Raw genomic sequence first — 14,466 nt, forward strand, 5'->3', positions numbered from 1 at the left:
CTATTTTTCATTAAAATTTTTATCCAATTTTTCTGAAAACATTCGTTTTTTAACATATAATCTTTGTTTTATAAGTGGAATTGTACTTTATACGTTTTTTTTTATAAAAAATTTCAAATTACTATTCTAAAAGAGTAAATTTTCTAAAAATTATAGCCCATCAACTTTTTACCTAAATAAGATGACATTCTGTATAATTACGCATGTTCCTCATCAAAAAATTCAAGAAAATATTTTTGGATATGCACCTTATGTAAAAGAAATGAATATTTGGTTGAAATATGTAGATAATGTAATTGTTGTAGCACCAATATGTAAGGATCAAATTTCAGCTATTGATAGCGTTTACATTCATAAAAGCATAGATTTTAATGAAATTAGAGCATTCAATTTCATCACTTTAAGTTCAATTTTGAAGGCATTTTATTATTTTCCAAAAAATCTTTTTCAAATCTATAAAGCTATGAAATCAGCGAATCATATTCATCTTCGCTGTCCAGGAAATATAGGTTTGCTAGGTTGTTGTGTCCAAATTTTTTTCCCTTCGAAAACTAAAACCGCAAAATATGCTGGAAATTGGGATTTGAAGGCAAAACAACCCTTGAGTTATAAATTTCAAAAATGGATTTTGAACAGTAGTTTTTTAACTAAAAACATGCAGGTTTTAGTGTATGGAGAATGGGAAAAAAACTCTAAAAATATTAAACCATTTTTTACCGCAAGTTATTTTGAAAACGAAAAACAAGATATTGTACCTCTCAATTTTAACCAAGTAATAAAATTTCTTTTTGTTGGAACTTTGTCAAACGGCAAACAACCACTTTATGCAGTTAAATTAATAGAAGAATTATTAAAAAACAATAGAGATGTTGAATTAACCATTTTTGGTGATGGATACGAGAGAAGTATAATTAAAAATTATATTGCAGATAAATTGCTTGACGATAAAATCTATTTAATGGGAAATCAAAACCAAGAAATAATTAAAAAAGCTTATATCGAAAATCATTTTGTAATTTTACCATCATTAAGTGAAGGTTGGCCAAAGGCTGTAGCCGAAGGAATGTTTTGGGGATGCCTGCCGATTGCGACTAAGGTATCGTGTGTGCCAAATATGCTTGATAATGAAAAAAGAGGCATCTTATTAACAATGAAACTCAATGAGGATGTTCATCAAATAGAAACCGTTTTGGATAACGAAAATTTGTACAAAGCAAAAGTAAATCAAGCCATTGTTTGGTCAAGACAATACACCTTGGATTTATTTGAAAATGAAATAAAAAAGTTATTACTCGCATGAGAATTGTACAAATAATAGACTCGCTTGAAGTTGGTGGGGCAGAAAAAATGGCAGTGAATTATGCTAATACTTTAGTTGACAAAATCGAATTTACAGGACTGATTGCCACTAGAAAAGAAGGTGCACTAAAAGTTAGTTTAAAAAAGGAAGTCAATTATTTATATTTAAAAAAAAATAAAATAATAGATATTGTAGCTATTTATAAATTAGCGAAGTATTGTGTTGAGCATAAAATAGATACATTACATTCCCACAGTAGTTCGTATTTTATTTCATTTCTTGTAAAATTATTATTACCTAGAATTAAAATTATTTGGCATGATCATAATGGTATGAGTGCGTTTATAACAAAAAAAGAAACTTTTGTTTTAAAAATTGCTTCTTTTTTTTTCAAAGGAATAATTGTAGTCAATTACCAACTTGAAAATTGGGCATTTAAACAATTAAATTGTAAAAATGTTTTATATCTCCCTAATTTCACAACTTTAGAAAACGATGTAGTTTCATCAACAGTTTTAAAAGGACTTGAAGGTAAAAGAATTTTATGTTTAGCTAACTTAAGACCTCAAAAAAATCATTTTTTTTTAATTGAAATCGCTAAAAAATTGAAAGGAGATTTTCCCAATTGGACTTTTCATTTGGTTGGAAAAGATTTCAATGATGAATATTCGACTAAAGTAAAAGAAACTATTCTATCAAACAAACTTCAAAATAATGTCTTTGTTTATGATTCTAGAAATGATATTGTAAACATTATGAATCAATGTCAAATAGCTATTTTAACTTCTAAATCAGAGGGATTACCTATTGCTTTTATAGAATATGGATTGTCAAAAATGCCAGTTGTGACCACAAAAGTTGGGGAAATTCCCTTAATTCTTAAAGATGGAATAAGTGGTTTTCTTGTTGAGGTAAATGATGTTGAATTGTTTCATCAGAGGATTAAAAAATTCATTATGGATGAAGATTTAAGAATTCAATTTGGGAATGCTTTATTTGAAACCATCATTAGCAACCATTCTGAAGGAGTTGTTATTGACCTTTATTTAAATTGGCTTATAAATACCAAATAAATGAAAGAAAAAAAATACATCACATTAATTATTTTACATGTTTTAATTGGAGTTATAATTTATTTTATAAGACCATTGTCACAAATATATTGTATTGCCAGTCTTGCAATTGGATTGTACTATGTGATGAAAAGTGGAAACAAACATAATGAGGCCTTATACGTGTCGGCCTACATTGTTGGTAATGAAGTTTTTTTGAGAATGACAGGTGGAAATCTGTTTTATGAAACTTCAAAATACGGCGTAATATTTTTTTTAATATTGGGTATGTACTACAGTGGGTTTTCTAAAAATGCGATACCCTTTTGGATTTATTTACTACTACTAATACCAGGAGTAATTGTTGCAACCGATACCCTGAATTTAGATACTGAAATTAGAAAAGCAATTTCTTTTAATATTTCAGGTCCAGTATGCCTGGGTATTTCAGCTATATATTGTTTTAATCGTAAGATTACAATTTCCCAAATCAATGATATACTACTAGCATTAGCATTACCAATTTTTTCAACAACGATTTATTTAATTTTGTTCACACCAAATTTGAAAGAAATCCTTACGGGAACAGGCTCAAATAATGAAACCTCTGGAGGATTTGGACCAAACCAGGTAGCCACTTTATTAGGGATTGGAATGTTTGTTTTCTTCTCAAGACTAATTTTTGAATCAAAAACAAAATTGCTCTTAATCATAAATCTAATTATACTTTTTAATATTACTTACAGAGGGTTAGTTACTTTTTCAAGAGGCGGAATGCTGACAGGATTTGTAATGATTTTGGTGCTTTTGTTTTATTTATACATAAAAACAAAAAGCCAAGGAAAATATAATCTTAATCGATTAATCATTTTTATGTCACTTGGTTTTTTTATAACTTGGTTGTACACATCCAATCAAACTAGTGGATTAATTGACAAAAGATACGCCAATAAAGATGGAGCAGGAAGAGTAAAAGAAAGTCAGTTAAGCGGTAGAGAAGAAATTTGGGCAAGTGAAATCGATGATTTTCTTGACAACCCAGTTTTTGGTATAGGAGTTGCCAAAGCACTTGAAGTAAGAGAATTAAAAAGTGGAGGACTAATTATAGCATCACACAGTGAAATTTCTAGAACACTGGCGGAACACGGTACCATGGGAATAATAGCACTTTTAATAGTTTTTTTTACACCCATATTTTTATTTTTTGATAATAGGCAACATTTATATATGTTTAGCTTTTTATTATTTTGGTTATTAACAATTAATCACGCAGCGATGCGAATAGCTGCACCAGCTTTTGTATATTCATTATCGTTATTAAAAGTATATATGTATGAAGACTCTTCTTTACATAGGGAATAAGCTCTCCGAACACGGTTATACTTCTACTTCGATAGAAACATTAGGAGTATTGTTGGAAGATGAGGGTTTTAAAGTTATTTATGCTTCATCTTATGAAAACAAAGTTTCAAGGATGATTGAAATGATGTGTAAAACAATTAAATATTCTAATAAAGTTGATTATGTTTTAATAGATACTTACAGCACAAAAAATTTTTGGTATGCTTTTGTTATTTCACAATTGTGCAGACTCCTTGGGTTAAAATATATTCCAACACTACATGGCGGGAACTTGCCAAATAGAATAATTAAAAGTAAGTTTTTCTCCGACATGATTTTTTGTAATGCCTATATTAACATTGCACCTTCTTATTATCTTTTTGAAATTTTTAAAAAAAATGGTTATGTCAATTTGAAATATTTACCCAACTCTATTGAGTTAAAGTTATATCCTGTAATAAAAAAAACATTTTGCACTCCACGTTTACTGTGGGTACGATCATTTTCTAATATATATAATCCATTGATGGCAATAAAAGTATTTATAAAAGTTAAAAGAATTTTCCCCGAAGCGAAAATCTGCATGATTGGACCGAAAAAAGATGAAAGTTATTTAAAAACATTACGTTATGTTAAAATGAATAACGTTGATGTACTTTTGACGGGTAAACTATCAAAAGAAGAATGGATTGAAAAATCAAAAGACAGTAATGTTTTTATAAATACTACACATTTTGATAATACTCCCATTAGTGTTATTGAAGCAATGGCATTGGGAATACCTATCGTATCAACAAATGTTGGGGGAATACCTTATTTATTGAAGCATAATTCAAACGCACTGTTAGTAAATGACAACGATGTTGAAGATATGACAAATCAAATTATTAGACTTTTTACAGAACAAAATTTGGCTGATTGTTTATCAAAAAACGGAAAAGCTTCTGTAGAGAATTTTGATTGGGAAATAGTAAAAAAGCAATGGACAGAATTACTAATTTAATGCCTATATTTCTTAACTTGCGTACACGAAAACGTTTTTAAAAACATTATGAATAAGTTTAAAGGAATACATTTTGAAGTTTCAGAGAGAAAGATTCTTTTAAGAATTTTTGATGTAGTTTTTGTATTACTTTCGTTGTACTTGGTTGGAATCGTTTTTAAATTCAATTATTTTAATATTTCTCAAACCAATTTTTATTGGACAATAGTTTTAGGTGTTTATTTAAATTTTATCGGCTCTGTTTTTGAAATGTATAATTTGCAAGTTGCAAGTAATCAATTCCAAATTATAAAAAGTATAATTCTCACCACATCAATTACGGTCTTGGTATATTTATTAACCCCTTTATACACACCGGTACTTCCTTCAAATCGTATTCAAATACTCATTTTTTTTATAGCAATTTTTTTGGCATTATTTAGCTGGAGAATGATTTATTTGCGATTTTTTGCTTCCAATAGATTTTCTAAAAAAGTGATATTAATTTGTGATAATGAGCAACTCAAAGAATTAGTTCACGGACTTGAAAGTGCCGATCCACACTATCGCGTATTAGGTTTTGTTAATTCGGATAGTGCCAACACAAAAAAAACAGATAGTATAAAAATCAAAAATATTGATATTAATAATCTGGAAGAGTTTGTTAAGAAAAACTCGATTTCCGAAGTTGTAATTGCCTCGCAAAAAACCGATGGGATAACAGTTGGTTTATACAATCAATTAATTCATTTGTTAGAAAACGGATATATAATTAGGGAATATACACAGGTATATGAAAATCTTACCCAAAGAATTCCTGTGCAATATGTATCGCGAGATTTTTACCGATATTTTCCTTTTAGCAGAAGCAATCAAAACCACTTTTATCTGCTCATAGTTCGTTTTTTTGAAGTCATAATTTCTCTAACGGGTCTAATAATTGGAATTATAATAGTGCCATTAATTGTAATAGGAAATTTTCTAGCTAACAGAGGAAAACTACTTTACACACAAGAACGAGTGGGTAAAAACGGAATGGTTTTTAATATTGTAAAATTTAGAACAATGGTTAAAAATGCCGAACAAGAAGGTGCTGTTTTTGCCACTCTTAATGATAGCAGAGTTACTCCGTTTGGAAAAATATTAAGAAAATCTCGAGTTGATGAATTTCCGCAGTTTATCAATATTTTAAAAGGCGATATGGCTGTTATTGGACCAAGACCTGAACGTCCTGTTTTTGTAAATGAAATTGCTGAAGTAATGCCTTTTTATGAAACGCGTCATGTTATAAAACCAGGATTAACCGGTTGGGCACAAGTTAATTACTCGTATGGAGAAACTATTGACGATAGTTTAATAAAATTGCAATATGATTTGTATTACATCAAACACAGAAGTATTTTTTTAGATGTTAATATCATATTCAAAACCTTAAGTACCGTTTTACTTTATCGAGGTCAATAGTTTGTCGGGATTATTGCCATTAATTTTAAACATGATAAAAAAATTGGTAATAATGAACGGTAGCATAATAATAAAGTGCGGCTTTGTAATCATAATTATTAAATAAATTACTAACATAAGAAATAAAGTAATATTCAATTTTTTTAAGAAATTATTTTTCACGAAAGGAATCAACACAAAAAAAGGATTGAACAAAAGCGCATTATAATTATAAAGCAGTTCTTGATGTTCAGAATAAAACCCAACTAAACCAAGAAAAATACCCAAAATTCCGGCGATAAAAAGATATGTAATAAATAGAAAACGCTTATTGATAACTAACAAGAGTAGCATCAAAGCCCATATAAAATAAATGCTGTTTAGAAACGAAAAATTAGGTTGTATTTTATCGCCATAAATCAAGATTTCTTTTTTGGATACCAATGCTTTACCATTAAAAGTTGCTTTATCTAAACTGTTTTCTAATTCTACTGGCAAGAATAATTTTTGCGCATCTGCATCTGTTTTAGCACCAAAAATGATATTTATTCCCAATTTGAACCAAAAGAAATCCTCGAAATAAGGGTACAATACTGTTCTATAACTTGTCGATTTATAATCAACTTTTTCAATTTTATGTAAAGAAAACAAACCATTAATTTTATCGACAATCATGGATGTACAGTTTCTATCAATAAATTTATAAGTGTAAAATTTCTCATTAGAAAGCAAAGAGGAATTCAGTGCGTCAAAAAGTTGTTGTTTCTTTATTAAGGGTAAGTTTAAAGTTTGTTCTACCACTTTTCTTTTATCTGCCTGATATTCATGAATAAAATCTTCATACGAGGTTACATTCATATAATATTGTAAATCACCTTTAACAAATTTGAAATAGAAATTTTTAACTCTAAAATCAAAATAACCATAATTGTAAACTACATCTAGAGCATTGGCAGAATCTTTAATTCGGAGTGCTGTGTGACCAAAAGTGGAATATAATTCTTCACCTCTATCACAAGTAAAAACACTAATTTTTGTATTTTGAGAAAGCTTTGGAATTTGAGAAAATCCAATTAAACTAAATAAAAGCGACGAAAAAAATAGTGTTTTTTTGAGCATAATTTTCTATCTAAAAATACTTAAATCAACTTTTACAGAAAAAATATTAGAATATAAAGCGGCACTTTGATTGCCTAAATTGGTCAATGCATAATCTATTTGAATGCCTTTGTACTTAAATCCTAAACCTATATTAGGCTGAAAGTTAATTTTTTTGGTGCCATCTATTTGTTCTACATTTTGAAAATTTCCAACACCAGCTCGAAGAAAAACCATTTCGGTATAGCCAAATTCTAACCCCAAAGCTGGATCTATACTAACAGCCGCTGATGCAAAGATATCATTGGTCCTCGCAAATTGCATGTTCAAATTTATCGCTGCGAGTAATGTATAATCATAATGAAAATCAAACTTTTTGGCAATTCCTAACTGTGCTTTGGGCAAAGTAATTTCGGTACTTTCAGGAGGTGCTTGGTTTTGACCTGCTACTGCATCTTTTATCGAATTGTATTTTTCTTCATCAATTGCCCAAATATTGTAAGTTGTAGTAATATCGCGGAGCATCAGTCCGTAATGCCAATCATTGCGCTCGTATTGCAAACCAAAATCGAAACCAAAGCCCCAAGAATTAGCAAATTTACCAATAACTCTTCTGATAACTTTAGCATTAACACCATACTGAAAACCCTCAATTAGTGTTGGACGACGTGCATACGAAAATGTAAAACCATAATCGGCGGTCGAAAAAAGACTTATTCTATTATAATCAATGTTTCCTTGGCTATCAATAAGCTGTGTCGTGTTTAAAATATCATCTACGCCAAAGCGTATTAAAGAAACGCCCCAGGCACTTTTATCATCAATTTTTTTGGCGTATGCCGCATAATCATATTTTGCAATATTGGCAAAATAACTGGCATGCATTAAGGAGACTTCGCTATCTTGAATTTTTAATAATCCTCCCGGATTCCAATAGCCCGAATTTACATCACCCGAAAATGCGGTCACAGCATTCGACATTCCCAGCGCTGCTGCATCAACTCCTATATTCATAAACTCATTAGAATATTTTCTAACGGCTTGTGCATGAATTACTAGACTGATAAAAAGCAGTAAAATAAGAATCGTTTTTTTCAAGGCAATTTTATTTTTACAAATATCAAATAAAAAACTCTATTACAAAACGCAGAAAGGCTTAACTTATTGTATTAAATTTGCCCAGACCTAAAAAAAACTTTATTCAAATGAACATTAAAGCACAGATTCCTAATTTGTTTACGATGTTAAATTTATTAAGTGGTTGCGTGGCTTTAGTTTTTGTAGCAAGTTCTAATTACGAAATGGCGTTTTACTTTGTCTGTCTTGGAATATTATTCGATTTTTTTGATGGTTTTTTTGCCCGTAAATTTAATGTAACTGGAGCTTTAGGAGTGCAGTTGGATTCTTTGGCTGACATGGTTACGAGTGGCGTTGTTCCTGGTTATGTGATGTATAAAATGTTATATGAAATCAATTTTTTAGAGCAAATAAATACTTTTAATAAGTTTAATTCTAACATTGTTTTTTACATTCCTTTTTTGGGTTTTATAATTACACTTGGAGCTTGTTATCGCTTGGCTAAATTTAATATTGATGAAAGACAATCCGATAACTTCATTGGTTTGCCAACGCCTGCAAATGCTCTTTTTATAGCAAGTTTACCACTAATTAATTTAGCATTGTTCGATAATCAATGGGTATTAATTGGAATAACATTTTTAAGCGTTTATATCATGAACGCCGAAATTCCTTTGTTTTCGCTCAAGATTAAAGATTTCAGCTTTGCCAAATACAAACTACAGATTTTCTTCTTGGCAATCGCTATGCTGCTGCTGATTTTCCTTAAGATAGTAGCAGTTCCGTTTATTATTATACTTTATGTTTTACTGTCGATAATTAGTAATTTATTCATAAAAAAAGCTTCACTTTAGGAAGCTTTTTTAGTAGTTGTTATCATGTAAATTAAAAATCAGAAGAAACAAAAACACAAGAATAAAAATAAATAGGATTTTGGGTTAGCAAAGTTTATTGTTGCTCCATAGTTTGAATTTTGTTAATCCGTAAATACTCTTTTATCATTTTTGTTGAAATAAAAAACACCAAACTTCCAATTTTTAGCACTGGAATGCCAACTTTCCTCAAGTTCTTTTTGCGATTTTTCCATTTTAATTTTAAAAGTGCAGTTTCTTTTTACGAAGTTCAAAATTTTGCCCTAGATAAACTTTTCTAACCATTTCGTCTGCAGCTAACTCTTCTGGAATTCCGGCTTTTAAAATCCCACCTTCAAACATCAAATAAGTTTTGTCTGTAATAGCCAACGTTTCTTGAACGTTATGATCTGTAATCAAGATGCCGATATTTTTATTTTTCAATTGGGCTACAATTCTTTGAATGTCTTCAACCGCCACAGGATCAACTCCCGCGAAGGGTTCATCAAGCAAAATAAATTTGGGATCTGTAGCCAATGCTCTTGCTATTTCGGTTCTACGACGTTCGCCACCCGATAGTAAATCGCCACGATTGGTTCTTATATGTTCCAAACCAAATTCGGCAATAAGGCTTTCCATTTTAGCAACTTGCTCTTTTTTTGTCAATTTGGTTAATTGTAAAACACTCAAAATGTTATCTTCGATACTTAATTTTCTAAAAACCGATGCTTCTTGCGCCAAATATCCTATTCCGTTTTGAGCACGTTTGTACATGGGATAATCGGTAATGTCTAAACCATCTAGAAAAATTTTACCCGAATTTGGTTTAACCAAACCTACAATCATGTAAAAAGAGGTTGTTTTTCCGGCACCATTTGGACCTAGTAAGCCTACGATTTCGCCCTGGTTTACTTCTACAGAAATGCCTTTTACGACACTTCGTCCTTTATAGGTTTTAACTAAATTTTCGGCTCTTAATTTCATAATTCAATTATACAATTAGGTAATTAGTAAATGATATAATTACGACTATTAACTCAAATTATATTTGTTGTAAAAACAAATTATTAGTAAAATAAACAAATAAATCAATGGATTTACAGTGTAATGCATTTTAAAAATTTAATAAGTGAAAACTTTTACTTATTGAAATAAAAAATCAAATGATTCAACTAGTTTGTTCATCTCTTTTTTTATTTTTTTCTACAAAAACAGAAATCCAAATACTAGCTTCATATATTAAAAGCATTGGTATGGCTACTGTAATCTGACTTACAACATCTGGAGGTGTTACAATTGCGGCAACAATTAGGACAATTACAACGGCATATTTTCTATATTTTCTCAAGAAATTAGGTGTTACTAATCCTAATTTAGTCAAAAAATAAATAATTATGGGTAATTCAAAAAACAATCCACTGGCAATGACAGCTGTTTTGACCATGCTAACGTAAGAATCAACACTAAACTGATTCTTAACAATAGTACTAATACTAAAGGTTGCCAAGAAATTGACGGACATAGGCACAATGACATAATAACCAAAGAGAACACCAAGGAAGAATAAAATAGAAGCTAAAAAAATAAAAAGTTTTGCGCCTTTTCGTTCTTTTTCATATAAAGCGGGACTTATAAATTTCCAAAATTCCCAGAGTATATATGGAAAAGCCAAAATAAATCCTGCAGTTATACAAACCCAGCAAAATATATTTACTTGGCCTTCCATTTCTGTATTTTGAATGATAAAGTTGAGTTCAGTGATGCAAATACTATCCGCAAAACCAATATAATGAGAAGCTTCACAAAATAAGCGGTAGGTAATAAAACTTGGATTTGTTGGACCAAAAATCAATTCAGTAAAAATATAATCGGCAAAGAAATAGGACACTACCGCCATAATTACTACCGCCGCCGAACTTCTTACCAGCAACCATCTCAATTCTTCAAGATGACCTAGAAACGACATTTCTTTAAACTCCTTTTTTGCCATTAGATGATACCTTCTTTTAAAATGTCATGTAAATGTAGTACGCCTTTATAGGAACCTTCATCAACAACCATTAATTGTGTTATTGAGAAATTTTCAAGTATATCCAGTGCATCACTTACTAATGCTGTTGAGGCTATGGTTTTAGGATGTATTGTCATAATGTCTTGGGCGGTTAATCCTGAAAAATTTTCGGTTTTATTCAGCATTCTTCTTATGTCACCATCGGTTATAACTCCTATCACTTTATCATTGTCTACTACGGCGGTAACACCTAATCTTTTTTCAGAGATTTCAACAATAACGGTTTTAATATTTGAATTCGAAGCGACAAAAGGTTTGTGAGTAGTATCGAGCATTTCGCCGACACGAAGTAATAATTTTTTCCCCAATGCACCACCAGGATGAAATTTGGCAAAATCTTCTGCGGTAAAGTTTTTCATTTCCATCAAACAAACAGCAATAGCATCTCCCATTACCAACTGCGCAGTAGTGCTATTTGTAGGTGCCAAATTGATAGGACAAGCTTCATTTTCAACATAGGTATTCAAAACATAATCTGCTTCTTTCCCCAGAAACGATGTTACATTTCCGGTTATTGCTATGAGTTTATTTCCAAATCGCTTTAATAAAGGAATCAACACTTTAATTTCTGGACTATTGCCACTTTTGGATATACAAATTATAATATCGCCGGCTTGAACCATGCCCAAATCGCCATGAATTGCTTCTGAAGCGTGCAAAAATAGTGAAGGAGTACCTGTAGAATTTAAAGTAGCCACTATTTTTTGAGCAATAATAGCACTTTTACCAATGCCGGTAACAACTAAACGACCTGTAGAATTGTGGATGATTTCTACTGTTTTGGCGAAGTTATCATCTAAAAATGCAATTAGATTTGCGATAGATTTACTTTCAGACAAAATAGTTTTTTTAGCCGAAGCTAAAAGGATATCGTTATTTATCAAAATTGTATTAATATAAAATTTGTGTGTGTAAAAGAAAATCGTATCTTTATGTTTGCAAATTTATGTAAAAATACCATTAACCAAGAATGAATTTAAACGAAATTGACATTCATAAAGAATTAAAAAAGTATTTTGGTTTTAACCAATTTAAAGGATTACAAGAACAAGTCATAAAAAGTATTATCACTCAAAATAATACATTTGTCATAATGCCCACCGGTGGAGGTAAATCATTGTGTTATCAATTGCCAGCCTTAATTCAGAATGGAACTGCAATTGTAGTTTCGCCCTTAATTGCATTGATGAAAAATCAAGTAGATGCTATTAGAAGTTTATCTTCAGAAAATGGCATTGCACATGTATTGAACTCCTCCTTGACAAAAACTGAAATCAATCAAGTAAAAAAAGACATATCTTCTGGAATTACTAAATTGTTATATGTAGCACCAGAATCCTTGACCAAAGAAGAATATGTAGAGTTTTTGCAAAGCGTACCTATTTCTTTTGTAGCTATTGATGAAGCTCACTGTATTTCTGAATGGGGACATGATTTTAGACCTGAATACAGAAATTTAAAAGCCATTATCAAATTGATAGGCGATGTTCCCGTTATAGGTTTAACAGCAACCGCCACTCCAAAAGTTCAAGAAGATATTCTAAAAAACTTGGACATGTCTGATGCTACTACTTTCAAAGCTTCTTTCAATCGGCCAAATTTATTTTACGAAGTTCGAACAAAGACTAAAAATATAGAATCGGATATTATTCGTTTCATCAAACAGCATAAAGGTAAATCAGGAATTATATATTGCTTGAGCCGAAAAAAAGTCGAAGAAATTGCAGAAGTTTTGCAAGTAAACGGCATTAGTGCTGTACCGTATCATGCTGGTTTAGATGCTAAAACTAGAGCCAAACATCAGGATATGTTTCTTATGGAAGATGTAAATGTGGTTGTTGCAACAATTGCATTTGGAATGGGGATTGACAAGCCCGATGTTCGCTTTGTTATTCATCACGATATACCAAAATCCCTCGAAAGTTATTATCAGGAAACAGGGCGTGCTGGTCGAGACGGCGGCGAAGGTTATTGTTTAGCTTACTATTCCTATAAAGATATAGAAAAACTGGAAAAATTCATGTCGGGAAAACCTGTTGCTGAACAAGAAATTGGTTTCGCTTTATTACAAGAAGTCGTTGCTTACGCCGAAACATCGATATCAAGACGTAAATTTCTATTGCATTATTTTGGAGAAGAATTTGATAGCGAAACAGGAGAAGGCGGCGATATGGATGATAATGTTCGAAATCCAAAAGTAAAAGTTGAAGCCAAAGATGAAGTAAAAATATTGCTTGAAGTAGTTCGAGATACTAAATATTTATACAAATCAAAAGAAATAGTCTACACTTTAATAGGAAGAGTCAATGCTACTATAAAAGCGCATAGAACAGATACGCAACCTTTCTTTGGATGCGGTACTGATTTTGAGGAGCGTTACTGGATGGCATTAATTCGTCAAGTTTTAGTAGATGGACTTTTGAATAAAGATATAGAAACCTATGGTATTTTAAAAGTTTCGGATAAAGGTCATGAGTTTATTAAAAACCCTAAATCTTTCATGATGTCTGAAGATCATGAATATAACGAAGCCGAAGACGATGCGATAGTATCTGCTGCGAAATCTTCAGGAGTTGCTGATGAAGCATTGATGACCATGTTAAGAGATTTACGAAAAAAAGAAGCCAAAAAACTTGGTCTACCGCCTTTTGTAGTTTTTCAAGATCCCTCCCTCGAAGATATGGCTTTGAAATATCCTATCACCATTGATGAATTGACAAATATTCATGGAGTGGGAGAAGGAAAAGCAAAAAAATATGGCAATGCTTTTATTGAATTGATTGCCCGATATGTTAATGACAATGATATTACACGTCCTGATGATTTGGTTGTAAAATCAACAGGTGCTAATTCGGCAAATAAACTTTACATCATTCAAAATATTGACCGAAAATTATCTTTAGAAGATATTGCTAAAGCCAAAGGCATGAAAATGGATGATTTGCTCAAGGAAATGGAGCAGATTGTATATTCGGGAACTAAATTAAATATTAAATATTGGGTCAATGAAATTCTTGATGATGAGCAACAAGAAGAAATTCACGATTATTTCATGGATTCTGAAACCGACAATATCGAAAAAGCACTAAAAGAGTTTGATGGTGATTACGATATTGAAGAATTAAGACTCATGAGGATAAACTTTATTAGTGAAGTAGCCAATTAAAATTTTATAATCGTGCTTCATTGATAAAAAGTATAAAAGGGGTTTTTAATGTTTTTTAAACTTAAAATACTTTTTTAAATGTATT

At 30.8% G+C, this 14,466-nt stretch carries 12 protein-coding genes; 7 read left to right on the forward strand and 5 right to left on the reverse strand.

Annotated elements, in window-relative coordinates:
* The first annotated feature begins 181 nt into the window (after positions 1-181).
* From Q0Q96_RS10655 to Q0Q96_RS10675, 5 genes are read left to right on the forward strand one after another with little or no spacing between them, the layout of a single operon-like run.
* Entirely contained in the window at positions 182-1,300 is a 1,119-nt protein-coding gene (locus Q0Q96_RS10655; protein WP_293875192.1) for a glycosyltransferase, read from the forward strand.
* Positions 1,297-2,373 (forward strand): glycosyltransferase, encoded by a 1,077-nt coding sequence (locus tag Q0Q96_RS10660; RefSeq protein WP_293875194.1) that lies wholly within the window; start codon positions 1,297-1,299, stop codon positions 2,371-2,373. Before Q0Q96_RS10655 ends, Q0Q96_RS10660 begins: the two co-directional genes overlap by 4 nt.
* On the forward strand, positions 2,374-3,714 hold the full coding sequence (locus tag Q0Q96_RS10665; protein ID WP_293875196.1) for an O-antigen ligase family protein: 1,341 nt from the start codon (positions 2,374-2,376) through the stop codon (positions 3,712-3,714). It abuts the gene before it with no gap.
* The gene (locus Q0Q96_RS10670; RefSeq protein ID WP_293875198.1) at positions 3,686-4,696 is read left to right on the forward strand and encodes a glycosyltransferase family 4 protein; all 1,011 of its coding nucleotides are present in this window, start codon (positions 3,686-3,688) and stop codon (positions 4,694-4,696) included. The genes Q0Q96_RS10665 and Q0Q96_RS10670 overlap by 29 nt, the downstream gene beginning before the upstream one ends.
* Before the next feature lie 48 nt (positions 4,697-4,744).
* Positions 4,745-6,139 carry an exopolysaccharide biosynthesis polyprenyl glycosylphosphotransferase gene (locus Q0Q96_RS10675; RefSeq protein ID WP_293875200.1) on the forward strand — a complete coding sequence of 465 codons (1,395 nt, stop codon included), beginning with the start codon at positions 4,745-4,747 and terminating at the stop codon, positions 6,137-6,139.
* On the opposite strand, the gene Q0Q96_RS10680 is transcribed toward Q0Q96_RS10675, so the two are convergent.
* Both Q0Q96_RS10680 and Q0Q96_RS10685 read right to left on the reverse strand, forming a co-directional pair.
* On the reverse strand, positions 6,119-7,237 hold the full coding sequence (locus Q0Q96_RS10680; RefSeq protein ID WP_293875202.1) for a DUF4105 domain-containing protein: 1,119 nt from the start codon (positions 7,235-7,237) through the stop codon (positions 6,119-6,121). The two genes, Q0Q96_RS10675 and Q0Q96_RS10680, sit on opposite strands and share 21 nt — an antisense overlap.
* A gap of 6 nt (positions 7,238-7,243) precedes the next feature.
* On the reverse strand, positions 7,244-8,230 hold the full coding sequence (locus Q0Q96_RS10685; protein ID WP_293875242.1) for a PorV/PorQ family protein: 987 nt from the start codon (positions 8,228-8,230) through the stop codon (positions 7,244-7,246).
* Between the two features lie 191 nt (positions 8,231-8,421).
* On the opposite strand from Q0Q96_RS10685, the gene Q0Q96_RS10690 reads away from it, so the two are divergent.
* Entirely contained in the window at positions 8,422-9,147 is a 726-nt protein-coding gene (locus Q0Q96_RS10690; RefSeq protein WP_293875204.1) for a CDP-alcohol phosphatidyltransferase family protein, read from the forward strand.
* A 240-nt stretch (positions 9,148-9,387) separates the two neighbouring features.
* Here the strand turns inward: Q0Q96_RS10690 and lptB are convergent, their stop codons facing one another.
* The 3 genes from lptB to Q0Q96_RS10705 form a co-directional block, all read right to left on the reverse strand.
* The gene (lptB, locus tag Q0Q96_RS10695) at positions 9,388-10,128 is read right to left on the reverse strand and encodes an LPS export ABC transporter ATP-binding protein (protein WP_293875206.1); all 741 of its coding nucleotides are present in this window, start codon (positions 10,126-10,128) and stop codon (positions 9,388-9,390) included.
* 184 nt (positions 10,129-10,312) lie between these two features.
* Complete coding sequence (gene tatC / locus Q0Q96_RS10700) at positions 10,313-11,134, reverse strand: twin-arginine translocase subunit TatC (protein ID WP_293875208.1); 822 nt, start codon at positions 11,132-11,134, stop codon at positions 10,313-10,315.
* Positions 11,134-12,099, reverse strand: a complete 966-nt coding sequence (locus Q0Q96_RS10705; RefSeq protein ID WP_293875210.1) for a KpsF/GutQ family sugar-phosphate isomerase — start codon at positions 12,097-12,099, stop codon at positions 11,134-11,136. Before Q0Q96_RS10705 ends, tatC begins: the two co-directional genes overlap by 1 nt.
* Positions 12,100-12,185: 86 nt before the next feature.
* Between Q0Q96_RS10705 and recQ the strand changes: the two genes are divergently transcribed.
* Positions 12,186-14,381: a DNA helicase RecQ gene (recQ, locus tag Q0Q96_RS10710; protein ID WP_293875212.1), complete on the forward strand. Its 2,196-nt coding sequence runs from the start codon at positions 12,186-12,188 to the stop codon at positions 14,379-14,381.
* Positions 14,382-14,466: the final 85 nt, after the last annotated feature.

Source organism: Flavobacterium sp., from assembly GCF_025352015.1.
GTDB lineage: Bacteria > Bacteroidota > Bacteroidia > Flavobacteriales > Flavobacteriaceae > Flavobacterium.